Below are 23,568 nucleotides of genomic sequence, written 5' to 3'. Positions count from 1 at the left end.
CTTAAAAAAACTCCTGTCACGAAAGTGACAGGAGTTTTTTTACACAAAAATGTTCAGAATGTTGCATATTTCACTTTAGAACTGGTGTAAATCTCTGAGATGTGGTAGAATCTACTCGTATCACCATTCATTCAATCTATAGGAACAATTGAAAACGCAAAAACTGCGGAGGAGATCATCTTGGTTCAGCTTTTCTTATTCTTGGGCGGCATTTCTCTTTTTCTGTACGGCATGCAGCTGATGGGGGACGGCCTGCAGCAGGCAGCCGGAGCGAAACTCCAGAAGATCCTGGGGCAGCTGACGAAAAAGACCATCTATGGGGTGGCTTTGGGCGCCGGCGTCACGGCTGTGCTCCAGTCTTCCAGTGCTACCACAGTCATGACTGTCGGTCTGGTCAACGCCGGGCTGATGAACCTGGAACAGGCCTTTGGAATCGTCATGGGGGCCAATATCGGAACCACCATGACCGCACAGCTCATCGCTTTCAACCTGACCGATTACATTACCCTGATCATCGCCATCGGCTTTGTGATGCAGATTGTGTGCCGGAAGCGAACCTTGAAGAATCTGGGCTCCGTACTCCTGGGATTCGGTATCCTGATGCTGGGCATGAGCATGATGAGCAATTCCGTGGTTCCTCTGCGGCAGGATCCCCGCATCGTTGAGATCCTGGGAAAATTCTCCACCCATCCGCTCATGGGGCTGCTCACCGGTCTCTGCATGACCCTGGTGATCCAGTCTTCCTCCGCCACCATCGGGATCCTGATGGCCATGGCCAGCCAGGAGCTGATTCCCTTGGAGGGGGCCATCCCTGTCATCTTGGGGGATAACATCGGGACCTGTATCACAGCCGTCATCGCGACCCTGCAGAGTGGCTTGAACGCCAAACGGGTGGCCTGTTCTCACGTGATGTTCAACCTGATCGGATCCATCATTGCCATGAGCCTGCTGCCCCTGTTCATCACTTTTGTGAAGGATATTTCCCCGGCTGGGGATATCGGACGGCAGATTGCCAATGCCCATACCACTTTCAATGTGGTGAATACGTGCATTTTCCTGCCTTTGGCGCCTTACTTTACCCGGTTCATCAAGAAAATCATGCCAGGGGAAGACAATGACATTTCCTACCAGCCCAAGTACTTGGATAAGAACGTACTGAATACTCCGGCTGTGGCACTGGGACTGGCCACTAAGGAAGTGGTCCGGATGGGGGATTTGGCGCTGGAGAACATTCGGAAATCCTTCAACTGCGTCGACAATTACAATAAAAAAGATGTGGAATTCGTCCTGGAGCATGAACCGGTGATCGACAGCTTGGAAGAAGCCATCACCGTGTATCTCACCAAGATGAGCGAAAAGAACATGACCAAAGACATGTCCAACCTGCATACAGGACTGATCCATGCCTGCAACGACATCGAACGGATCGGGGATCATGCAGAAATCATCGCCAAACGGGTCCGGAGCATGCGGGAAGATGGGACCACCTTCTCCCCGGAAGCCAACCGGGAAATGAAGGAATTGGAAGTGCTGGTGATTTCTGCTGTCACCAAAGCCATCAAGGCCCTGGAAACCATGGATAAGGATTTGGCCCGGGAATCCCTGGACTTCTCCCATCAGGTGAAACTGAAGCAGAAGGCCATGCGGAAGAGTCATGTGGAACGGCTGAACGAAGGCATCTGTACGCCGGAAACCGGTTTTGTGATGCTGGAACTGCTGATCAACATGAAACGGGTCAGCGACCACAGCAAGAACATTTCTCAGCTGGTGCTGGGGGATTTTTAAAAAATTTGTCAACGGTCAGCTGGCAACGGTCAGCGGCCGGCGGAAGGGGCTGTTGCAAGCGCAACAGTCCCTTTTTAATAAAGAAGGAGAAAATATGAACATCACTGTTTATCTGGGAGCCAATCCGGGGAACCGTCCGGAATACGCCCGTTATGCTTATGAACTGGGACAATGGGTCGCCGTTCATGGCCATACCCTGGTCTATGGAGGCAGCCGCACCGGGCTTATGGGAGAACTGGCTGACGGAGCTCTGGGACAGGGCGGCCGGGTCGTAGGAGTGGAACCTCGGTTCTTCATGGAAAAAGAACTCCAGCATGAGGGCCTCAGCGAATTGATCGTCACCGAAAATATGACGGATCGGAAAAAGAAGATGCTGGAATTGGGAGACTTGTTTCTGGCTTTTCCCGGAGGTATCGGCACTTTGGAAGAAATTTCAGAAGTCATGAGCCTGAATAAGCTGGACATGGTGCCCAAACCTTTTGCCTTCCTGGACTATGAAAGCTACTGGCAGCCCATGAGGACCCTGCTGCAGGAAATGGCAGGGGAGGGCTTCCTGTGGAAAGACTGGGCGGACCAAGTCCCGTTCCTGAAAGACCTGGATGGGTTGGGAAAATATATTGACAGTCTTTCAAAACTGTAATATACTGTACAAGTAATTCAATTGCGGAAGTAGCTCAGTGGTAGAGCATCACCTTGCCAAGGTGGGGGTCGCGAGTTCGAATCTCGTTTTCCGCTCCATAAGAATTTTAAGGGGTTGTTGCACGTGTGTAAATCGCACATGCAATGACCCTTTTGTCATATTGAACAAAAAATCTCCCTCCTGGCTTGCCTTCCTCCCTCCTTTACGGTAAACTAAAATGTAAAGAAAAAAGGAGAATATCATGGGAACCTGTACCGTAGCCATACTGACCAAAAATGAAGAACGTCATATCCTGGATGCCCTGGCTTCTGCCCGTCCCTGTGCCGATCAGCTTTTGGTGGTGGATTCCGGGAGCACGGATCATACTGTGTCCCTGGCGCGGGAAGCCGGTGCAGCTATCGCCTTCCGGGAATGGGACAATGATTTTGCAGCCCAGCGGAATTTCGCCCTATCCCAGGCCAAGGGAGACTGGATCTTATTTTTAGATGCGGATGAAAGGCTGACACCGGAACTGGCGGAAAAAATCAACACCATCAAAGCCGGCAGCCTGGACCATCAGTATTCCTTCCGGCGGATCAACATCGCTTTCGGCCATGAATTCCACCATGGGGCTTTCAGCCCCGACCGGGTAAAGCGGCTGTTTCCCCGGGAAAAGGTCTGCTGGGTGGGTAAGGTCCATGAACGGCCGGAATGTCTCTTACCAGAGACAAAGCTAAAAGAGCCACTGGAGCATTATACCTACGATACCTTTGCCCAGTGGTGGAACAAAGCCGGGCACTATACCACCCTGTGGGCGGAGGAAGCCTATGGGCGTGGGAAAGTGGCCACGGCAGGGACCGCTGCCAGCCATGCCTTGATGGGGATGGTAAAGGCCTATGTGCTGGAAGGGGGCTTCCTAGAAGGGAGCATGGGTTTTGTGGCTGCGCTTCAACACGGTATTTATACAGCCATGAAATACATGAAATTGGCGGAAATTTGCAGGAAGAAGTGACAAGATAGAAATCAAGCAAAAGAGGTGACAGAAATGGAGAAAATTTCCATTGTACTGGCTTCTGATGACAATTATGCCCAGCATGGGGCCGTGGCCTGTGCATCCATCCTGGTAAACCATAAAGGGAAGCTGCCCATTCATTTTTACTATTTTGATGATGGAATCAGCGAAGAAAAACAGGCAGAGATTGCGGCCACTGTGACTGAACGGAAAGGGTCCATCACTTTTATCCCAACGGTACAGAGAGAAATCCAGGCCCATACCAGCGGCCATGTGAACCGGGCAGCCTATCTCCGGCTGCTGATCCCGGAACTGGTACCTGGAAACGTGGATCGCGTGATTTATCTGGATACAGACCTAGTGGTCCTAGACGATATCCAGGAATTGTGGGACATGGATCTGGGAGGGAAACCATTAGGGGCAGTACCCGACTTGGGAATCCTGGCTTCCTCCCGGATGCGCCGGCAAAAGGAAGAAACCCTGGGAATCAAAGAGGGAAAGCTGTACTTCAATTCTGGGGTGATGGTGATGGATCTGAAGGCCTGGCGGGAAAACCAGTATGGTCCCCAAGTGATCCGGTGTGTAGAAGAGGGGAATTTCCGTCACCACGATCAGGACGGGCTGAACAAGGTATTCCAAGACAACTGGCAGCCTCTGCCTCTTCGGTGGAATGTAATCCCGCCGGTATTCACCCTGCCGGTGAAAGTATTGAAGAAATCCCGCTGGCGGAACCTGGCACTGGAAGCCCTGGAACACCCAGCCGTATTCCATTGGGCAGGCCGGTACAAACCCTGGGAGTTTGCGCCCAAAGGCCATTTCAATGAAAAATACTATACCTATCTGGCACAGACAGCGTTCGCCGGGGCACGAATGCCCCAGCCAGGAACGGATATGCGGGGAAAATCTGTAACACGGCAGGAACTGCGGCTGAAACTGGCTGAATTGTGGAAGAAACTGTTTTAGGGAAGTTGGGGAGTTTAAGAAAAATGAGTTCAGAAAATCGGCTGCAGTGGCTGCTGATGGCAGCTACCAATCTGTATCTATTTTTTTTATGCAGTACAAAATGGAATGCTGGGTACAGTATCAGTCTGGGATTGGTTGTTGCTGCTATATTGATTTATTGGAAACGGAAAAGAAAAATCGCAATACCTGTCCACAAAGTATGGCTTTGGTGTTATGGTTTATTTATGGGACTTATCTTTCTGGCGGCTGCAGCGTCTGGAAAGACCGTCGTCATGAAAAGTGCAGTGAATTTCATTTCTTATTCGATTCCTTTTTGGGTTTTGGTGATGGCTCTCCAGTACAAGCGAAAGCCCATCAGAGCATATATGCAGTGGGGCCTTTGGGGTGGGACTCTGGTTCTGTGTGGGGCTGCTTTTCATCAGCATGTTCTCCAAAATTTTCCGGTCCGGCTCCAAGGCCCTTTTCCCAGCCCCAATAATTTCGCACTGGCTCTGGAATGCCTTCTTCCTTTTCTGGGCTGGCTCCTTTGGGATACTTGGAAAAAGTCATCTGCCAAATGGCAATGGCTGGGTGTAATTCCTTTTGCCTGTGCAGGTTTATGCTTGTGGATGACTCGCTCCAGAGGGGGTATGGCAGGAGCTTTGATCGGTTGGGTCATGGTGTCTGCGTATTATTGGATGCTGCAGCGAGATTGGAATAGAAAACGGCTGGTAGCTGTTTTTTTAGTTTTGCTTTGCGTTGTGGGAGCAGGAACGGCATTCAGTACCATAAATCTGGCACGCAGAAAATACGATGCTGAACGGCTGCTGCTTTGGAAAGCCTCTTATGCCATGTGGATGGACCACCCGGTAATTGGAGTGGGATTTGGGCAATGGAGTAAAGAATACAAGGCACATTATATTCTACCCCAGGCTAAAGAACCGGATTTGCCCAACCCTCATAATAATATTATTACATTTTTTTCTACGGCTGGGTTCTTGGGTGGAATAGGATATCTTTGCTTTGCTGTCGGAACCATAATGCTGCTTTTGGGGATGCTTCAAAAAGAACCTGAGAATTATATTGCTTATGCGGTATTGTGGCTTTGTCTGGCTGATTTTATCCATGGAATGGTTGACAATACATTGTATTCCAAGTCAACCATGAGAATTTATTTCGCCATGTGGGGAATTTTTTTAGCGTCCAGTATAAAATCCTGGGAGGAAGGTTTTCGTCAATGATGGATTTTTTTCATTATGTCATCAGTGCAGAACAAGCCACTGAAAGACGGAATAAAATCATAGAACATTTTAAACAATGGGGAATCGAACCGAATTTTTTTCAGGCCATTATGGGAAATAAGCTGTCAGAAAAGCAGCTGCAACAATTGACCAATGATGAAGGTTTGTTGACTAAAGGGGAGATTGGCTGTGCGTTGTCCCACTTGGGAGTGTACAGAAAATTGCTGGAGAGCCAAGAAAAATGTGTTTTCATCTTTGAAGATGATGCTCGCCTGAATCAGAAATTTTTTGCTCTAATGCCGGCCATAAAGAACTTTATGGAAGAGGAGCAGCATCCAGCCGTACTTATTTTATATAAGGTGAAAGCCCATACAAAACAATATCATCCACTGAATGAAACGGATGCAATCTTGCGAGCTACGGCAGGGTCTGCAGCTCATGGATATGTAATCAATCGCAAGGCTGCAGAAAATATCCTTAACGTGCAGACCCCTTTAAAATTCGAAATTGACGCATGGGCGATTTATCAGAAGTTGAACCTGCTGCGTATCTATTGTACGGATTGCGAGCTGGTTTATTTGGATGAAGAACAGGCTAAAAAATCAGTCATTGATCAGATATCGACCCGCAAGGATCGTTCTCCATCGTTTGTAAAGAAAATAAAAGACAGACATGTGGAAAAGATTTATAATGGATTATCAAGGAAAGAAAAAATGATGGTTCAACTGAAGCGTTTACAACGCCATGTTCAAGAATTGTATTACGACGATAATGAGAAATGATCTATAAAAACATTTTTGTTGACGGTATCATGCATATGGGAGATATGATCATGACTGCCGCGGTGTTTCCGGTGCTCCGAAAACACTGTCCGGAGGCCAGGATCACTTATCTCTGCAGTGCCAACCTGGCTTTTGTGGCGGAACTGCTGGAGGGAGTGGATGAAGTGATTCCCTACAGCTATACCAGCGGGGGCGGGTATGGGGATGTGTGGAAGATTGGTCGGCAGTTGGCCAAGCGCCATTTTGACCTGGGGATTTCTCTGGATCCACGGGAACGGGTGACGCTGATGAAATGGATCGCCCAGATCCCGGAACGGGTCAGCATGGAACAGGCCCTGGGATGGGAATTGGGCTGGGAAAAATGGTTCTATACCCAGGACCTGGCGCTGCCAGCAGGTTGGTCTTATCAGGAACATTCCATGGCGGCCAGCTTTCAGCAGATGATGCGGGGATTTTTCGAGGATCCTTCCCAAGAATTTGTCCCGCCCCGTCTGAAACCCGTGGCGCCAGACCAGGAACAGTGGGTGGAGGCGCTGTTGGGAAAAGCGCCTGTACCGGGGAAAAAGATTGCCCTTTGCATCCAGACCACCTCCCGGACCAAGGACTGGCCGGTGGAAAAGTTCTGCCAGGTCTGTGACTGGCTGGCGGAAACCTATGGGGCCACCCTGTATTTAACGGGGATCCCGGCCCATCGGGAACGGGGAAAAGCCATCCTTCAGGGAATGGAACACCGGGAGGCCGTGGTGGATCTGATTGGGAAAACCAGCTTTCTGGAATTGACGGCTCTTCTGAGCCGCATGGATTTGCTGCTGACCTTGGATACCGGGACTGCTCATATTGCTGCAGCGGCCGGCTGTCCGGTGGTGACGATCTTTACCTTCAATTCCCCAGTCATCTATCGGGCACCGGGAAAAAACTGTGCCGGAGTCAGCGGTCATCTGCCCTGTTCCGGCAAACACATCTGCATCGGACCCAGCCGGTGTCCCAAATCTGACTGTGTGGATGCAGTGACCGTTCCCATGGTGGAAACGGCCATAGAAAAATTATTTCAGGAGACAGCATGAAAACATTTGAACCGGGCTTCTTCGCCCTGGAAAATTTTATTCAGCAGCAGGAAACTTTTGACTTTCTGGATCTTCACACTGGGGAACCCTGGCATGTGGCCTACAATGTGAATGATCCTTTTTTCCAGATCATGGGGGCATCCATAGTATCCGTGCTGGAAAACAATCCGGATCATCCTTTTGCGTTTCACCTGTTTACGGATGGATATAGCCGGGAAAACAGGGAAAAAATCCGACAGCTGGCAGAAAAATGGCATTGCCGGTGCACTCTGTACGAACTGGATATGGAACCTTTCCAGGATTTCCATGTGAAAGTGGCCCGGTTTTCCCGGATCACCTACGGCAGGCTCTACATGGCCAAGGTGCTGAAGGCGGAAACGGACCGGTTCCTGTATCTGGATGCGGATACCATGGTGATCCGGTCCTTGGAGGATCTGTTCGATCTTTCCATGGAAGGCAAGGCCATGGGCGCCGTTTCGGAGCGCCCGAAGGACGCAGCCTATCGAGGCGGCTACCTGAAATTGAAGAATGGGAAGTATTTCAACGACGGCATCATGCTGATCAATATCCCGGAATGGGAAAAGCAGGGGATTACAGAAAAGGCTTTTTCTTTCCAGAAGGAACCACGGGAACGGTTCCTGGGCCAGAGCCAGGATGTACTGAACCTGACATTCGATGGGACCAACCTGTTCCTGCCTCCGGTGTACAATGAATTCGGGGGTGGCGAAGACGACAAGGGGGATGGAGTGATCATCCACTGGACTGGGCGCCGGAAACCCTGGCAAATGGTCCTGGCTCCCTTTGATGCCCAATGGCGGCAGTACAATGCCCTGTCTCCCTGGGAGACCATTACCAATACCCTGCCCATCAAAAAACCGGAAAATTACCATGACTTCAAACAGTGGGCCAAGTACCGGAAAAAAGACAGCCTGATGGATTATCTGTGGGGCATGGGTTGGTATGCGATTTTGAAGATGCGGTATAAAATAGGATAAGAGTTACAATAGAATAGATTGGTACAATGAGGGGCTATCATATGGGCAGCCCCTTTTTCGTTGCAAACGCAAATGCAACGTGTAACAGAAACTCGAAAGGTCCTTCTATTCCATGCTATAATAAAAGAAAAGCTATTTAGAAGAAACAAAAGGAGCGAAAAATGAAATCCCAGAAGGCTTTGGAACAAATTAAAGACCTTGTTTTGTCTTCAATGGCATCGCAGGATGTCCAGATTTATCTGTTTGGTTCCTGGGCACGGGGTGAACAGAAACAAAGCTCAGATGTAGATATAGCCATAGAAAGCAAAGAGAATATAGCCTCCAGTATTTGTTCATTGCGGGAAAAACTAGAAGAGTCCAGTATTCCGTATCGGATAGATTTGGTGGATATGCAATTTGCCAGCAAAATACTGCTGCAGAAAATTCGTCAGGAGGGTATTTTATGGAAAAAGTACAAGAACGCATAAAAACAGCACAAAGAGCACTAGCCAAACTCCACGAACTGGCAGTTAAACCGGACCTATCCGAGGTGGAACGGGATGCCCTGATCCAGCGGTTCGAATTTTCTTTTGAATTGCTGTGGAAATGTGTCAAAGAGTATCTTTATGTAGAGGAAGGCATTGATGCGGCATCGCCTAAAAAAGTCATCCGGTGCTGTCGGGAGCTGGGGTTGCTGGATGAGAGGCAGACCCAGGAGGCCCTGCAGATGGCAGATGACCGGAATCTGACCTCTCATACCTATGATGAAACTTTTGCCCAAGCGGTGGTGGAACGGATCCGCCAGTATGATCCGCTGCTCCAGTTCTGGCTGGATAAAATAGGCGGTGCCAGGTAGAAAAAGAAGCGTATAAATCGGAACCGTAGGGGCGGCAGGTCCGGCCACCCGCAGATACATCGTCTGTTCATGTGTTCTGCGGGCCGCCGGCTGTACAGTCCCTGCGGTTTTCTTTCGTTGCAAACGCAAATGCAACGCAAAATTTACGTTGCATTTGCGTTGCAACCATTGCTATAATTAATGCAACGCAAATGAATCGAAAAGAAAAGGAGGCGGAATTTTGTGGAACGGGAAAGCAATATATTGGAATATAAGGAAGATATTACAAACACCTTTTTGAAGACTGTCAGTGCTTTTGCCAATTATCAGGATGGAAAAATCATTTTTGGCGTCCGGGATGATGGTACGGTCAAGGGCATTCCCCAAGCCGTGCAAAAATGTCTGGATATAGAAAATAAAATCAATGACAGTATTTCACCGCAGCCTGATTATACGCTGAAAATCAATGAAAAAAACCAGACTATTATCTTGACGGTGAGAAAAGGAGACAATCCACCATATCTGTACAAAAATAAAGCGTATAGAAGGAGTGATTCCGCTTCTCTTGAAGTGGACCGCCTGGCTTTAAACCGGTTGATCCTAGAAGGGTCCCACCGGTATTTTGAAGATTTGCCGGCGGAGGATTCTTCTTTAACCTTTTCCGTCCTGTCCCGGGAAATGGAAAAACAACTGGGGGTTTCTCAGGTGGATACGGATGTATTGAAAACATTGGGATTTTATACGGCAGAAGGCAAGTTCTCCCATGTGGCGGAACTTTTTTCTGATCAGAATACCTTTCCGGGGGTGGATATGATGGCCTTTGGCCGGTCCATCAATGAAATCCGGGAACGGATCAAAATCCATGGATGTTCCGTATTGTCCCTGTTCCACCAGGCTGTGGAACGGATTGCCCGGGAATACCAGGTGGAGAAAATCGACGGAGTGGAACGGCGGATGGTGGAGAAGATTCCCGGTCAGGCCATCAGAGAAGCCATGGCCAACGCTCTGGTCCATCGTACCTGGGATATTCCCACTGCTATACGGGTGGCCATGTATCCGGACAAGGTGGAAATTACCTCGCCGGGAGGACTGCCGGCAGGCATCAGCCAGGAAGAATATCTCCATCATCAGATTTCCATTCTGCGGAATCCCAAACTGGCCAATGTGTTCTATCGGCTGGGGTATATTGAAGCCTTTGGAACGGGCATCCAGCGGATCCTTTATGCCTACCGCCAAAGCCGGATCAAACCGGATTTTCAGGTAACGGATCATATTATCCAGGTGACCCTGCCTCTGGTGGATGCCATGCCGCCCTTGGACCAGGAGGAGCAAAGAATCTGTGCCGTATTTCCGGAAAATGGCCTGCTGAGCCGGCAGGAAATCGAACAGGCCACCGGTTTTGAAAAGACCAAAGTCATCCGTCTGCTGAACCGGCTGGTGGGGAAAAAGGCCGTGCTGAAAGTGGGCAAAGGCCGGGGTACCCGTTACCAGCGGCAGTAATCCAAAAGGAGGGAAATTTTGTTCAGTCTATTCTACGCATCGCTGCAGCAGGATGGAAAGCTGTTTTTGTTCTTTCCCATCCTGTGTGCGGTCTTTCGTCTGCTTTTCATTGCAGTGTACAATCCCTATCGGAGCCTGAAGGGCAAGGGGCCGGTGATCTGGCACTGTTTCCGGTATGGTTTCTGGTGGGGGATGGATTTCAACGCCTATGTCTTTTTGATCCCGATGGTCCTCCTGAGCCTGCCCGGGGCTTTTTTCCCGGTGTGGCACCATTGGGGGGATACCCTGCGGCTGACAGGAGGGCTGGTCTACAGCCTGGTGCTTTACCTGGCCTTTGCGGGAAAGATGCTGTTCTACAAGCATTTCCATGATATCTTTAACCAGACTTTGAAGCTGGGGGCCAAAGCGGAAAAGCACAACCTGGTGGACATTTTCTTCCATCAGGACCACGGGGCCTGGATCCTTTTGGGCATCCTGCCCTACCTGGCTTTGTGCGGGGCCTGTATCCAGGGTCTGCTCCAGCTGCCCAGCTTCCAGTACCTGGACTTTTTCAATCCCATCCTCCATTACGGATACAACACGGTGATTTTCCTGGGGGCCATTGCCGCTTTTTACTGGTTCCGCTACGGAGGGACTTTCTGGCATGACGATAAGCCGGAATGGGACACCATCCCCAGCGTGGTGAAAAAGGACATTTTCTTTGCCAAGGCCACGGTGGACGATCTGGTGGCTCTGGAACAGGTGATGAAGCACAAGCTGAATCCCTCCTATGAGCACACGGATGCCCAGGATCTGGCGGCCGTCCAGCCTTTCTTTACGGAAAAAGTCTTGGCAGACCAGCTGCCCAACCCGGCCTATGGATTCAGGCGGACGGCCCAGGGGGCCCGGATCACCAAACCCACCCATATTTTCCTTTTTGTGGGAGAAACCTATCTCCAGCAGTTCTTTGATCCCCAGTTTGCCTGTCTGAACTTGGTGGAGGGGGGAAAACAGCTGATGGAGGATCCCCATACCGCTTCCCTGACCAGTGCTCTTTCTGCCGGCATCATTTCCCGGCCTTCCATTGTGAGTTTGATGAGCGGGATCTTCGATGCGGGGCTGGAACTGAATGAAAAGGAAAGCTTCTGGAAGAACAATCTGCCGACGGCTCTGCCTCGGCAGCTGAAAAAGCTGGGCTACCATTCCACCTATTGGTACGGGGGAAATGTGACCTACGGGAACTTCAACCAGTTTGCCCCGGCTTGCGGGTTCGACCAGGTGATGACGGCCACGGATTTCTGCGGCCCCGATGCACCGAAAACATGGGTGGGGGTCTATGACAATGTATTCCTGGAAAAAGCGGCAGAATTGATCCAGCAGCAGGAGGAAGCCAATGGGCCTTATCAGTTCCACTTCCTGTATACCACCAGTTACCACGGCCCCTTCAAGATTCCCCTGAAAGACTACGGGTATGATCCGGAGAAGGTGATGCCGGAAGCTCCCCGGGACATCCGGCGGAACAAGGAAATCCAGAAAAACCTGGGGACCTTCTGGTTCTCGGACCAGGCTCTGGGAAAATTCATCCGGACCATGCGGGAGGCCTATCCGGACTGCCTGTTCATCTTGACCGGAGACCATTCCATCGATATGAGTCCGGTGCTCAGCAAGACTTCTCTGATGGGACGGGACTGCAATCTCCGGGAACGGCACAGCCCGGTGCTTTTGATGAACCATCGGGAACTGGGTCCCCACAGCCTGGCCGGCAATACCATCGGGAGCCATATGAACATTGCGCCCACCCTCTTCGAGTTGATCGCCCCAGCTGGTTTCACCTATTATTCCCTGTACCCGTCCCTGCTGGAACCCATCGACCATGTGGTTTCGCCTTACCACTGGCTGCGGAAGGATGCCTATGGCAGCTACAGCCAGGACTTCTACCAGCCCCTGGGACAGCAGTATGGACCTGAAGACCTGAAAGAAGGTCCCAAACCCTACCTAGAAGAACGGGAAGCTTGGATGGACCTGACCGGGTATCTGGTCCGGCATCCGGAGGTGCTGAAAAAATAAGGAGGTCACGAGTCGAGGGCTTGTTGGTGCAGAACGGAGATTCGGTTTTACAGCATTCAGTCGATTTTGCTGGATCATTATAAAGAAAAAAACAAATGGTTTGTACGTCCAGGCTCACGACCCATGACCCGCGGCCCGTGACTGGGGGTGCCGCACATTGCGTGCGGCACCCCCTTTTTTTATGGTATAATATTCCTATTGCAGGAAAGGAGCCGTTCTTATGAAAATCGCAATTGCAGGCACCGGCTATGTGGGCCTTTCCAATGGGCTCCTGCTGGCCCAGCACCAGGAAGTGGTGGCGCTGGACATTGTGCCGGAAAAAGTACGGATGCTCAACGAAGGCCGATCTCCTCTGGTGGATGAAGATATTTCCCGTTTCCTGGAACGGAAGGATATCCGGTTCAGGGCCACCCTGGATCCCCGGGATGCTTTCGAAGGCGCGGCTTATATCATCATCTCCACTCCCACCAACTATGACCCCCAGAAAAATTTCTTTGACACTTCTTCAGTGGAAAATGTCATCGAAGAAGTCTTGGAGATCAACCCCTCTGCTGTGATGGTCATCAAATCCACAGTGCCGGTGGGCTATACGGCGGAAATCCGGAAACGGTACCATACGGAAAACATCATCTTTTCTCCGGAATTCCTGCGGGAAGGGAAGGCTCTGTACGATAACCTCCATCCCTCCCGGATCGTGGTAGGGGAAGATTCTCCCCGGGCCCGGCAGTTTGCGGCGCTCCTGGCAGCAGGTGCGGAGAAAAAGGAGATCCCCATGCTGTTCACGGGCTCTACGGAAGCTGAGGCCATCAAACTCTTTGCCAATACCTACCTGGCTCTCCGGGTGGCTTATTTCAACGAACTGGATTCTTATGCAGAAATGCGGGGCCTTTCCACAGCCCAGATCATCAAAGGGGTCTCCCTGGATCCCAGGATCGGGGACTTCTACAACAATCCATCCTTTGGATACGGGGGCTACTGCTTGCCCAAGGATACCAAACAATTGCTGGCCAACTACCAGGATGTGCCCCAGAACTTGATTTCTGCCATCGTGGCGGCCAACCGGACCCGGAAGGACCATATTGCTGACGAAATCATTGCCCGTAACCCTAAAACCGTAGGCATCTACCGGCTGACGATGAAGAGTGCCTCGGATAATTTCCGGTCTTCTGCCATCCAGGGTGTGATGAAACGGATCAAAGCCAAAGGGATCCCTGTTGTGGTCTATGAACCCACCCTGCAGGACAAGGAGTTTTTCCGTTCTCCAGTGTGCAGGGACTTGGCCCAGTTCAAGAAGGAATGTGACCTGATCGTGGCCAACCGCTGGTCGGACGACTTGGCGGATGTGAAAGAAAAAGTCTATACCCGGGATCTGTTCGACCGGGACTAAGGAGCAGTTATGGAACCTTTTGACGCCAACAAAAAAATCCTGATCACCGGGGCAGCCGGGTTCATCGGCTACCATCTGGCCAAGCGGCTGCTGTCCCTGGGGGCCCGGGTGGCCGGACTGGACAACATGAATGCCTACTACGAAGTGCAGCTGAAGAGGGACCGGCTGGCCCAACTGGAACTGTACCCGGCTTTTTCTTTCACCCAGGGAGATCTGGCAGAAAAAGAAACGGTGGAGCGAATCTTTAAAGAGTTCCAGCCGGACATCGTGGTGAACCTGGCTGCCCAGGCCGGGGTCCGCTACAGCATCGACCATCCCCGGGAATACATCGACTCCAACATTGTAGGGTTCTTCAATATCCTGGAAGCCTGCCGGCATTTCCAGCCGGAGCATCTGCTGTTCGCATCCAGCTCTTCCGTGTACGGGAACCAGAAGAAAACCCCCTTTTCCACCACGGACAATGTGGACCATCCCATCAGTCTGTATGCGGCTACCAAGAAATCCGACGAACTGATGGCCTATACCTATTGCCACTTGTATGGGATCCCTTCCACAGGCCTCCGGTTCTTTACGGTGTATGGACCTTTTGGCCGGCCGGACATGGCCTATTTCAAGTTCACCAACAAGATCATGAAGGGAGAACCCATCACCATCTTCAACCAGGGGGATATGTACCGGGATTTCACCTATGTGGACGATATCGTCACCGGCATCCAGAATATGCTGTGCAACCCGCCCCGGCCCAATGGAGAAGGAGACCGGTACAAGATCTACAACATCGGGAACAACCATCCGGAAAAGCTCATGACCTTCATCGAGACCCTGGAAAAGGCCTTGGGGAAAAAGGCGGAAAAGGAATATCTGCCTATGCAGCCGGGGGATGTGTACCAGACCTATGCGGATGTAAGTGAACTGGAACGGGATTTCGGATTCCGGCCCAGCACCACCATTGCCGACGGGCTGGGGAAGTTCGCCCGCTGGTACCGGGAGTATTATCATATTGAGTGAAGAGTGAAGAACCCACCACCAGCCTCAGGGCTGGTCCCCCGTCCTTGGAAAGGGCGGATATACAGGGGGGCGCAGGCCGATTGCCACGCCGAAAGGAGAACCACATGACCAAATTCATTGCTGCTGCCATCCAGATGGATTCCCAAGACGACAAAAGTGCCAACCTGGCTGTGGCTGAAGGGTATATCCGGGAAGCCGCTGCCAGGGGAGCTAGACTGGTAGTGCTGCCGGAGACCATGAATTATATTGGAAGAGATATTGCTGGGGAAGCGGAACCTATTCCTCTTGGCCCTACCTTCCAGAAAATGGCGGGACTGGCCCGGGAACTGGACATCTGGCTGGAAGCCGGCAGCATCTACGAAAGCAATCCGGAAGATCCGTCCCGTCCCTTCAACACTACGTTCCTGATCCGGCCGGACGGCACTCTGGCCGCCAAATATGCCAAGCTCCATCCCTTTGATGTAGTGCTGCCCAACGGGGTCACCAGCCGGGAAAGCGACCGGGTGTGTCCGGGAAATGCTCTGGCGTCTGCGGATACGGAACTGGGGAAACTGGGCCTTGCCATCTGCTATGATGTCCGCTTCGGAGAGATCTTCCGACTGATGGCACTGGATGGGGCGAAGATTTTTGCGGTGCCCGCCAACTTCACCGTCAATACCGGAAAAGATCATTGGGAGACACTGGTACGGGCCCGGGCCATCGAAAACGAATGTTATGTGATCGCTCCCAACCAGATGGGGAAGAAACCTCGGTTCACGGCCTATGGAAATTCCCTGATTGTGGATCCTTGGGGGACGGTGATTGCCAGGGCCTCGGAAAAACCTGGTGTGATCACCGCTGAAATCGACTTGGAGTATGTGACCAAAGTCCGACAGAGCACTTTTACCCTGGATAACCGCCGGCCGGATGTGTATCGGCTGGAAAAACGGTAAAAACTGGCGTTTGCCTGGCGGATGTTGACAAAAAACGGACTGCTGGATCTGCAGCAGTCCGTTTTTTGTACGCACAACGTGATTTATTTTTCTGAATTCGTGTCAATCTCTTCTCTATCGTGTATAATGTATATAATTACTTTGTATTTTTCTCTGACGAGGATAGGAGAAAGATACACGAAAGGGAGGACAAATGTCAATGTCACAAATACTCACCACCATGGACGACGTCCTGTATTATCCCATCCTGATCATTGTCTTACTGGCAGCAGGGCTCTTCTTTACCGTCAGGACCCGATTGATCCAGTTCCGCTGGTTCAGGGAGTGTATCCGTGTGGTCATGCAAAAACCCAGCAAAGAGGGGTCCGTATCTTCGTTCCAGGCCCTGATGGTTTCTACGGCGTCCCGGGTGGGGACCGGCAACATCATCGGGATTTCCACTGCACTGTGCCTGGGTGGTTTCGGTTCCGTGTTCTGGATGTGGGCCATCGCCATCATCGGAGGGGCCACGGCTTTTATCGAAAGCACCTTGGCCCAGGTGTACAAACGGCGGGATGCCAACGGAGACAGCTACGGCGGTCCGGCCTACTACATTGAAATCGCTCTCCACAACAAACTTTTGGCAGGGGCTTTTGCTTTCTTCCTGATCATCACCTACGCGGGCGGTTTCAATGCACTGGCTTCCTATAACCTCCAATCCACCTTTAGCGTGTACGGTTTCTATGAGAAAGGTGTCACCTCTTGGGTCATCGGAGGCATTTTGGCCGTGCTGGTAGGCTACTGCCTTATGGGCGGCGGCAAACGGATCATGCGGGTGACGGAAGTGCTGGTGCCTTTCATGGGGGTCCTGTATGTGATCCTGGCTCTGGTGATCATCGTCATGCACATCGGGATGATCCCTTCTGTGCTTTCTGCTGTGCTGGCCGATGCCTTTGACTTCCAGAAAATCCTGGGGGGCATCAGCGGATCCTGCATGATGTACGGCATCAAACGGGGGCTGTATTCCAATGAAGCCGGTGTGGGTTCCGCTCCCAATGCTGCGGCAGCAGCGGATGTTTCCCATCCTGCTCAGCAGGGCTTGGTGCAGATGCTGTCCGTGTTCATCGATACGGTGCTCTGTACGGCAACAGCACTGATGTGCATGTTCTCCGGAGTGACTCCCACCAAAGCCATGGCTGGGGCTCCCTATGTACAGGCGGCCACCCAGACGGACTTCGGCGCTTTTGGGCCCATCATGATTACGGTGGCCATGGTGCTGTTCGCCTTCACCACTCTGATTGGGAACCTGTTCTATGTGGACAACTGCTTGGCTTACCTGAACGGGAAGAAGACTCCCAGCAAGGGTTTCATGAAGGGCTTCCGGCTCTTGGCTGTGCTGGTGATCTTCGTAGGTGCTGGGATGTCCATGGATAACGCTTGGGCTGTGGCGGATATCTGCATGGCCTTCATGTGCTTGATCAACATCCCGTCCATCCTGGCCCTGAACGGGACCGCCATCGCTGTGATGGATGACTATGGCCGGCAGCTGGATGCTGGGATTGAGAACCCTGTGTTCAAAGCCTCTGATATCGGCTTGGATGAATCTGACTTGGAATATTGGAAATAATTTTTGGATCTGTTTCTGCCATCCCTGTTCCTCACAGGGATGGCTTTTCTTTTCTGGCAAATGTCTGCCTTTTGGTTGCTTATTTCCACCTTTTGTGCTATGCTATATGAGCGGTTTTTTAAGCAATTACAGACAGACTGTTAAGCATGATACAAGAGAATGGCTGACAGCATGTGAGGAGGATTTTTTTAAATGAGCGTTTCCGTAGAAAGAAAAGGTAATGAAGCAACTCTGAAAGTCACTTTGCCGGTAGAAGATGTAGCCAAGGCCTTCGAAAAAGCAGTTGCCAAGATCAACAAGCAGGTCACGATCCCTGGCTTCCGTAAGGGCAAAGCTCCCCGTCGTGTGCTGGAACTGCACGTAGGCAAAGATGCCATCAAAGAAGAAGCTTTTGAAATCGCTGCCAACAGTGAATATAGAGAAACCCTGAAAGAAAACAAATGGGTGCCTGTTTCCGATCCTGAAATCAAAGATTCCAAGTTCGAAGAAGGCCAGCCCATGGAAATGACCTTGGTGGTCACCCTGCGTCCGGAACCGGAACTGGGCCAGTATAAAGACCTGGATGTGGTGAAGGAAGAAAAGGAAATCACCGACGCTGATGTGGACAAGGAAGTGGAAAACCTGCAGAAACGGGCTTCCAAAATGGTGGAAGCTCCGGAAGGCAAGGCTCTGGAAAAAGGCGACCTGGCTATCATCGACTTTGCCGGCACCGTTGACGGCGAAGCTTTCGAAGGCGGTGAAGGCAAGGGCTATCCTCTGGAAGTGGGCAGCGGCAGCTTCATCCCCGGCTTCGAAGATCAGCTGGTGGGTCTGAAAAAAGGCGACTCTACCGATGTGAACGTGACTTTCCCGGAAGACTATTTCTCCAAGGAACTGGCTGGCAAGGCGGCTGTATTCAAAGTCAATGTCCAGGATGTGAAAGTCAAGGAAGTCCCGGAAGTCACCGATGAACTGATTGCGGCCAACAGCGACAGCAAGACCGTGGCTGAATTCCGCCAGAAGACCATGGATCGGCTGAAGAAGGCAGAAGCTGACCGGGCACAGTCCGATTATGAAACCAGCTTGATCAAAAAGGCTGTGGAAAATGCCAAATTCGAAGTGCCTGATGTGATGGTGACCCAACGGGCCAACCAGATGATGGATGAACTGGCTATGAATCTCCAAGCCCATAAGATGAGCCTGCCCCTGTACCTGCAGTACCTGGGCAAAGATGTGAAGACCTACCGGGATGAACAGAAACCCGTAGCGCTGGAAAACATCAAGACTGATCTGGTGCTGGATGCCATTGCCCTGAAGGAAGGAATCAAGGTCAGCGAAGAAGAAATCAAGGCTGAAATGGAACAGCTGGCTGCTATGCACGGCGCTACCCTGAAACAGGTGGAAAAGATCGTCAAAGAAAATGGTTCCTTGGCCGTTCTGGTGAGTAACATTGCCCGCCGGAAGGCTGCCCGCCTGGTCATCGACAGTGCCAAGAATGCTCCCAAGGCTGAAGCTGCTGAAGAAGCCAAAGAAGAAAAATAAAACCGCAGGAGGTGGACGGCATGAGCTATGTGCCTATTGTGGTGGAACAGACCAGTAAGGGCGAACGGAGCTATGATATCTATTCCCGGCTGCTGAAAGATCGCATCATCTTCGTCACCGGAGAAATCGAAGATCATATGGCCAACCTGATCATCGCCCAGCTGCTGTTCCTGGAATCCGAGAATCCGGATAAGGATGTCCATCTCTACATCAACAGCCCGGGCGGCAGTGTCAGTGCTGGGCTGGCGATTTATGACACCATGCAGTACATCCGCCCGGATGTTTCCACCATCTGTGTAGGGATGGCGGCATCCATGGCTTCTGTACTGCTGGCGGCCGGGACCAAGGGAAAACGCTATGCCCTGCCTCATTCCAGAGTGATGATCCATCAGCCTTTGGGAGGCGCTCAGGGACAGGCCACGGACATTGAGATCCATGCCCGTGAGATCCTGCGGATCCGGGAAGAGATGAACGAAATCCTGGCCCACCACACCGGTCAGACCCCGGAACAGATCCGGCTGGATACGGAACGGGATCATTTTATGACGGCTGTGGAAGCCGAGCAATACGGTCTGATCGACCAGGTGGTCCATCAGATCAAGACCCAGAAATAAGGGGTAAGACCATCTTGCCCTGGCTGTAAGGAGGGTTTCAGATGGGTTACGATGATAAAAATGGTCTGGAGGGACCGGACTATACCTGTTCTTTCTGCGGGAAAAAGCAGAGCCAGGTAAAGAAACTGATCGCCGGACATAATGTGTTCATCTGTGATGAGTGTATTGCCCTGTGCAATGAAATGCTGGAAAAAGACCTGAAGGGGCCGGCGGAAGAAGCTCTCACAGAGTTGCCCAAACCCAAGGAAATCAAGGCTATCTTGGACGAATATGTCATCGGACAGGAAGACGCCAAAAGGACCTTGGCGGTGGCAGTCTACAACCACTACAAACGGATCAACTATGAACAGGGGCATCACCAGGATGTGGAACTGCAGAAATCCAATATCCTGATGCTGGGACCTACAGGCAGCGGCAAGACCCTTCTGGCCCAGACCCTGGCCAAGATCCTGAAAGTCCCCTTCGCCATTGCGGATGCCACCAGCCTCACAGAGGCCGGTTATGTAGGGGAAGATGTGGAGAACATCCTGCTCCGGCTGATCCAGAATGCAGATTATGACATTGAACGGGCCGAACGGGGCATCGTTTATATCGATGAAATCGACAAGATCTCCCGGAAGTCCGAGAATCCTTCCATTACCCGGGATGTATCCGGGGAAGGGGTCCAGCAGGCTCTGCTGAAGATCCTGGAAGGGACGGTGGCCAATGTGCCGCCCCAGGGAGGACGGAAACATCCCCACCAGGAACTGATCCAGATCGACACCACCAATATCCTCTTTATTTGCGGGGGAGCTTTTGCTGGACTTGAGAACGTGATCAATGCCCGTACCGGGAAAAAGAGCATGGGCTTTGGGGCGGATATCCCTACCCAAGCGGAAAAGAAAAGCGAGAATCCTTTCCGCCATGTTCTGCCGGAAGACTTCGTGAAGTATGGGCTGATCCCTGAATTCGTGGGCCGGCTGCCGGTGGTGGTCACCTTGGATAATCTGGATGAGAAGGCGCTGATCCGGATCTTGACGGAACCGAAGAATGCACTGACCAAACAGTATGAACATCTCCTGGCCATGGACCATGTGGAACTGGACTTCGAAGACGATGCCCTGAAAGCCATCGCTCATGAAGCCCTGGCACGGAACGCCGGCGCCAGAGGACTGCGGGCCATCATCGAAGGCATCATGAAGAACGTGATGTACGAAGTCCCCAGCCGGGATAATGTGGAAAAATGCATTGTGACAGCAGATGTGGTAACGAAGCACAAAGACCCCAAGCTGCTGCTGAAGCAGGAAAATAACGATACAAGAAAGAATGCCTAGAAAAAGGAAAAGGGGTGCTGGCATCCCTTTTCCCTTTTTCTCTATTCAATTAAGGACGGTGAGAAAGATGTTGGAAGCAAATACCATGAGACTGCCCTTACTGCCTCTGCGGGGAATCCTCGTTTTTCCCGGGATGATCATCAACCTGGATGTGGGGAGAGACCGTTCCATCAAGGCAGTGGAAAGTGCCATGAATATGGGAAAGCGGATCCTGCTGGTGACCCAGCGGTCCGCAGAAGAAAATGATCCTACGGCTAAGAGCCTGTACAATTTTGGAGTCATTGCGGAAATCAAACAGCTGCTGAAGCTTCCCAACGGGGCCATGCGGATCCTGGTGGAAGGCTTGAGCCGGGTGGAAGTGATTTCTGTGGTGGATGTCGTGGGCATGAACCTGGAAGCCTATGTGGCTGAGCGGGAGGATGTCAACGATCATTCCAATGAAGTGGAAGCTCTGAAGCGGATGCTGGTGGAAACCTTCGAACAGTGGGTCCTGGCCAGCAAAAAGGTGAATACGGAGGTGCTGCTCACCTTCAAGGACCAGCCGGATCCGGGCAAGATCGCCGATATGATCGCCGGCTATCTGACCATCGATATTGCAGATAAGGAAAAACTCCTGGAAGCCGTGGATGTGAAGGAACGGATGCATCTGCTTTATGGGGATCTGTGCAAGGAATTGGAAATCGTCAATTTGGAAAAGGATATTTCCCAGCAGGTCCGGAAACAGATCGAGCAGAATCAGCGGGAATACTATCTGCGGGAACAGCTGAAGGCCATCAATAAGGAGCTGGACGAAGGGGGAGAAAAAGGCTCTGAAGTCAAAGAATACCAGGAAAAGATGAAGAAGCTCAAGCTCCCTAAAGATGTCCAGGAAAAAATGGACAAGGAGCTGGACCGGCTGTATAAAATGCCGCCCATGATGGCAGAAAGTGCAGTGATCCGGAATTACCTGGATACGGTGCTGAGCCTTCCCTGGGGAAAGATGACCCAGGACAACTATGATTTGAAGAAGGCAGCTGCGGTATTGGACAAAGACCATTACGGCCTGAAAAAAGTCAAGGAGAGAATCCTGGATTATCTGGCGGTGCGGGCACTGACCCACAGCAACCGGGGACCCATCATCTGCCTGGTGGGACCTCCCGGCGTGGGCAAGACCAGCCTGGCACAGAGCATTGCCCGGGCTGTGAATCGGAAATTCACCCGGATCAGTCTGGGGGGTATCCGGGATGAAGCGGAAATCCGGGGCCACCGCCGGACTTATATCGGTGCTATGCCCGGCCGGCTCATCAATGGGATGATCGACTGCGGCAGTGACAACCCGGTATTCCTGCTGGATGAAGTGGACAAGATGGGGGCTGATTTCCGGGGAGATCCGGCTTCGGCGCTGCTGGAAGTGCTGGACCCAGAACAGAACAGCCATTTCAGCGACCATTACATCGAGTTTCCCTATGATATGAGCAATGTGTTCTGGATCGTTACGGCCAATACGGTGGAGACCATCCCGCCGGCTCTCTTAGACCGGTTGGAAGTGATCGAGCTTTCCAGTTATACTGATGAGGAAAAATTGAAGATTGCCCAGCTCCACTTGCTGCCCAAGGAACGGAAAGCCAACGGTCTGACCGGGAAACAGCTGAGCCTGGGAGCGGCCTCCATCCAGCATATCATCCGGGATTATACTCGGGAAGCCGGTGTGCGGAACCTGGAACGGAAAATCGCTACCATCTGCCGGAAAGCGGCGCGGAAAATTGTAGAAGACGGAGTGGCTAAGGTCAGTGTGACGCCAGCCCATCTGAAGGATTACCTGGGGCCGGCCATTTTCCTGGAAAGCGATATGCGGGCCAAATCGGAAGTAGGGGTCTGCACTGGGCTGGCTTGGACCAGTGTGGGCGGTGAACTGCTGAAGATCGAAGTGGTGGTCTGTGAAGGCAAGGGCAAACTGGTCCTCACCGGCCAATTGGGGGACGTAATGAAGGAAAGTGCTCAGGCGGCCTTTACCTACATCCGTTCCCGGTCCAAGGAACTGGGACTGGATCCGGACTTCAATGAAAAAGTGGATATCCATATCCATGTGCCGGAAGGTGCCATCCCCAAGGATGGTCCTTCTGCCGGGATCACTATGGCGACAGCCATGGAAAGCGCCCTGACCAAGAGAAAAGTCAAAGCGGATCTGGCCATGACCGGAGAGATTACCATTACCGGCCATGTGCTGCCCATCGGAGGCCTGAAGGAAAAAGTCCTGGCAGCCCACCGCTACCGGGTGAAAACCGTGCTGATCCCTCGTCAGAACCAGCAGGATCTGGAGGAAATCCCGGAAAAGGTCCGGAACGACATGACCTTTATCCCGGTGGACAGCATGGACCAGGTGACCAAACTGGCCCTGGAGGCGTAAC

General features: G+C 51.8%; 19 protein-coding genes, 1 tRNA gene and 1 pseudogene. All 21 read left to right on the top strand.

Annotated features, from left to right (window positions below; genetic code table 11):
* The first annotated feature begins 180 nt into the window (after positions 1 to 180).
* The 21 genes and pseudogenes from BQ2657_RS00430 to lon all read left to right on the top strand — a co-directional run bounded on the left by BQ2657_RS00430 (position 181) and on the right by lon (position 23,567).
* Positions 181 to 1,785, top strand: coding sequence for a Na/Pi cotransporter family protein (locus BQ2657_RS00430; protein WP_083236115.1), 1,605 nt, complete (start codon positions 181 to 183; stop codon positions 1,783 to 1,785).
* A gap of 94 nt (positions 1,786 to 1,879) precedes the next feature.
* Positions 1,880 to 2,425, top strand: a complete 546-nt coding sequence (locus BQ2657_RS00425) for an LOG family protein (protein ID WP_075578872.1) — start codon at positions 1,880 to 1,882, stop codon at positions 2,423 to 2,425.
* A 23-nt stretch (positions 2,426 to 2,448) separates the two neighbouring features.
* Positions 2,449 to 2,523: transfer RNA gene (locus tag BQ2657_RS00420), tRNA-Gly, on the top strand.
* Positions 2,524 to 2,666: 143 nt separating this feature from the next.
* On the top strand, positions 2,667 to 3,416 hold the full coding sequence (locus BQ2657_RS00415; RefSeq protein ID WP_075578871.1) for a glycosyltransferase family 2 protein: 750 nt from the start codon (positions 2,667 to 2,669) through the stop codon (positions 3,414 to 3,416).
* Positions 3,417 to 3,449: 33 nt separating this feature from the next.
* On the top strand, positions 3,450 to 4,379 hold the full coding sequence (locus BQ2657_RS00410) for a glycosyltransferase family 8 protein (RefSeq protein ID WP_075578870.1): 930 nt from the start codon (positions 3,450 to 3,452) through the stop codon (positions 4,377 to 4,379).
* Positions 4,361 to 5,599: an O-antigen ligase family protein gene (locus BQ2657_RS00405; protein ID WP_143224811.1), complete on the top strand. Its 1,239-nt coding sequence runs from the start codon at positions 4,361 to 4,363 to the stop codon at positions 5,597 to 5,599. Before BQ2657_RS00410 ends, BQ2657_RS00405 begins: the two co-directional genes overlap by 19 nt.
* A complete protein-coding gene (locus BQ2657_RS00400) occupies positions 5,596 to 6,381 on the top strand; it encodes a glycosyltransferase family 25 protein (protein WP_083236114.1) in 786 nt (261 codons plus the stop codon). The genes BQ2657_RS00405 and BQ2657_RS00400 overlap by 4 nt, the downstream gene beginning before the upstream one ends.
* A gap of 50 nt (positions 6,382 to 6,431) precedes the next feature.
* Entirely contained in the window at positions 6,432 to 7,445 is a 1,014-nt protein-coding gene (locus BQ2657_RS00395; protein WP_232708976.1) for a glycosyltransferase family 9 protein, read from the top strand.
* Positions 7,442 to 8,440 (top strand): glycosyltransferase family 8 protein, encoded by a 999-nt coding sequence (locus tag BQ2657_RS00390; RefSeq protein ID WP_075578867.1) that lies wholly within the window; start codon positions 7,442 to 7,444, stop codon positions 8,438 to 8,440. The genes BQ2657_RS00395 and BQ2657_RS00390 overlap by 4 nt, the downstream gene beginning before the upstream one ends.
* Positions 8,441 to 8,598: 158 nt before the next feature.
* Positions 8,599 to 8,907: pseudogene (locus tag BQ2657_RS00385) on the top strand (nucleotidyltransferase family protein); the annotation flags it as partial.
* On the top strand, positions 8,883 to 9,275 hold the full coding sequence (locus tag BQ2657_RS00380; protein ID WP_075578865.1) for an HI0074 family nucleotidyltransferase substrate-binding subunit: 393 nt from the start codon (positions 8,883 to 8,885) through the stop codon (positions 9,273 to 9,275). The pseudogene BQ2657_RS00385 and the gene BQ2657_RS00380, both read left to right, overlap by 25 nt.
* A 222-nt stretch (positions 9,276 to 9,497) precedes the next feature.
* On the top strand, positions 9,498 to 10,754 hold the full coding sequence (locus BQ2657_RS00375) for an ATP-binding protein (RefSeq protein WP_075578864.1): 1,257 nt from the start codon (positions 9,498 to 9,500) through the stop codon (positions 10,752 to 10,754).
* An 18-nt stretch (positions 10,755 to 10,772) separates the two neighbouring features.
* Positions 10,773 to 12,800, top strand: a complete 2,028-nt coding sequence (locus BQ2657_RS00370; RefSeq protein WP_075578863.1) for an LTA synthase family protein — start codon at positions 10,773 to 10,775, stop codon at positions 12,798 to 12,800.
* 220 nt (positions 12,801 to 13,020) lie between these two features.
* Positions 13,021 to 14,187 (top strand): nucleotide sugar dehydrogenase, encoded by a 1,167-nt coding sequence (locus BQ2657_RS00365; protein ID WP_075578862.1) that lies wholly within the window; start codon positions 13,021 to 13,023, stop codon positions 14,185 to 14,187.
* A 9-nt stretch (positions 14,188 to 14,196) separates the two neighbouring features.
* Positions 14,197 to 15,195, top strand: coding sequence for an NAD-dependent epimerase (locus tag BQ2657_RS00360; protein WP_075578861.1), 999 nt, complete (start codon positions 14,197 to 14,199; stop codon positions 15,193 to 15,195).
* A 104-nt stretch (positions 15,196 to 15,299) separates the two neighbouring features.
* A complete protein-coding gene (locus BQ2657_RS00355) occupies positions 15,300 to 16,127 on the top strand; it encodes a carbon-nitrogen hydrolase family protein (RefSeq protein ID WP_075578860.1) in 828 nt (275 codons plus the stop codon).
* Between the two features lie 199 nt (positions 16,128 to 16,326).
* The gene (locus BQ2657_RS00350) at positions 16,327 to 17,733 is read left to right on the top strand and encodes an alanine/glycine:cation symporter family protein (RefSeq protein ID WP_075578859.1); all 1,407 of its coding nucleotides are present in this window, start codon (positions 16,327 to 16,329) and stop codon (positions 17,731 to 17,733) included.
* Positions 17,734 to 17,925: 192 nt separating this feature from the next.
* Positions 17,926 to 19,254 (top strand): trigger factor, encoded by a 1,329-nt coding sequence (tig, locus tag BQ2657_RS00345; protein WP_075578858.1) that lies wholly within the window; start codon positions 17,926 to 17,928, stop codon positions 19,252 to 19,254.
* A 20-nt stretch (positions 19,255 to 19,274) separates the two neighbouring features.
* A complete protein-coding gene (gene clpP, locus BQ2657_RS00340) occupies positions 19,275 to 19,868 on the top strand; it encodes an ATP-dependent Clp endopeptidase proteolytic subunit ClpP (protein ID WP_075578857.1) in 594 nt (197 codons plus the stop codon).
* A gap of 41 nt (positions 19,869 to 19,909) precedes the next feature.
* Positions 19,910 to 21,181, top strand: coding sequence for an ATP-dependent Clp protease ATP-binding subunit ClpX (gene clpX / locus BQ2657_RS00335; protein ID WP_075578856.1), 1,272 nt, complete (start codon positions 19,910 to 19,912; stop codon positions 21,179 to 21,181).
* Positions 21,182 to 21,248: 67 nt separating this feature from the next.
* On the top strand, positions 21,249 to 23,567 hold the full coding sequence (gene lon / locus BQ2657_RS00330; RefSeq protein ID WP_075578855.1) for an endopeptidase La: 2,319 nt from the start codon (positions 21,249 to 21,251) through the stop codon (positions 23,565 to 23,567).
* The last annotated feature ends 1 nt before the right edge of the window (position 23,568 follow it).

Origin of the sequence: Acidaminococcus massiliensis (genome assembly GCF_900095825.1) — a bacterium.
Taxonomy (GTDB): Bacteria; Bacillota; Negativicutes; order Acidaminococcales; family Acidaminococcaceae; genus Acidaminococcus; species Acidaminococcus massiliensis.
This window is presented reverse-complemented; position numbering and strand designations above follow the sequence as displayed.

Excerpts from the sequence above, each read along its gene's own strand:
- BQ2657_RS00425 (WP_075578872.1), top strand. The coding sequence starts at position 1,880 with ATGAACATCACTGTTTATCTGGGAGCCAATCCGGGGAACCGTCCGGAA.
- BQ2657_RS00415 (WP_075578871.1), top strand. The coding sequence starts at position 2,667 with ATGGGAACCTGTACCGTAGCCATACTGACCAAAAATGAAGAACGTCAT.
- BQ2657_RS00410 (WP_075578870.1), top strand. The coding sequence starts at position 3,450 with ATGGAGAAAATTTCCATTGTACTGGCTTCTGATGACAATTATGCCCAG.
- BQ2657_RS00400 (WP_083236114.1), top strand. The coding sequence starts at position 5,596 with ATGATGGATTTTTTTCATTATGTCATCAGTGCAGAACAAGCCACTGAA.
- BQ2657_RS00395 (WP_232708976.1), top strand. The coding sequence starts at position 6,432 with ATGACTGCCGCGGTGTTTCCGGTGCTCCGAAAACACTGTCCGGAGGCC.
- BQ2657_RS00390 (WP_075578867.1), top strand. The coding sequence starts at position 7,442 with ATGAAAACATTTGAACCGGGCTTCTTCGCCCTGGAAAATTTTATTCAG.
- BQ2657_RS00380 (WP_075578865.1), top strand. The coding sequence starts at position 8,883 with ATGGAAAAAGTACAAGAACGCATAAAAACAGCACAAAGAGCACTAGCC.
- BQ2657_RS00365 (WP_075578862.1), top strand. The coding sequence starts at position 13,021 with ATGAAAATCGCAATTGCAGGCACCGGCTATGTGGGCCTTTCCAATGGG.
- BQ2657_RS00360 (WP_075578861.1), top strand. The coding sequence starts at position 14,197 with ATGGAACCTTTTGACGCCAACAAAAAAATCCTGATCACCGGGGCAGCC.
- BQ2657_RS00355 (WP_075578860.1), top strand. The coding sequence starts at position 15,300 with ATGACCAAATTCATTGCTGCTGCCATCCAGATGGATTCCCAAGACGAC.
- BQ2657_RS00350 (WP_075578859.1), top strand. The coding sequence starts at position 16,327 with ATGTCACAAATACTCACCACCATGGACGACGTCCTGTATTATCCCATC.
- tig (WP_075578858.1), top strand. The coding sequence starts at position 17,926 with ATGAGCGTTTCCGTAGAAAGAAAAGGTAATGAAGCAACTCTGAAAGTC.
- clpP (WP_075578857.1), top strand. The coding sequence starts at position 19,275 with ATGAGCTATGTGCCTATTGTGGTGGAACAGACCAGTAAGGGCGAACGG.
- clpX (WP_075578856.1), top strand. The coding sequence starts at position 19,910 with ATGGGTTACGATGATAAAAATGGTCTGGAGGGACCGGACTATACCTGT.
- lon (WP_075578855.1), top strand. The coding sequence starts at position 21,249 with ATGTTGGAAGCAAATACCATGAGACTGCCCTTACTGCCTCTGCGGGGA.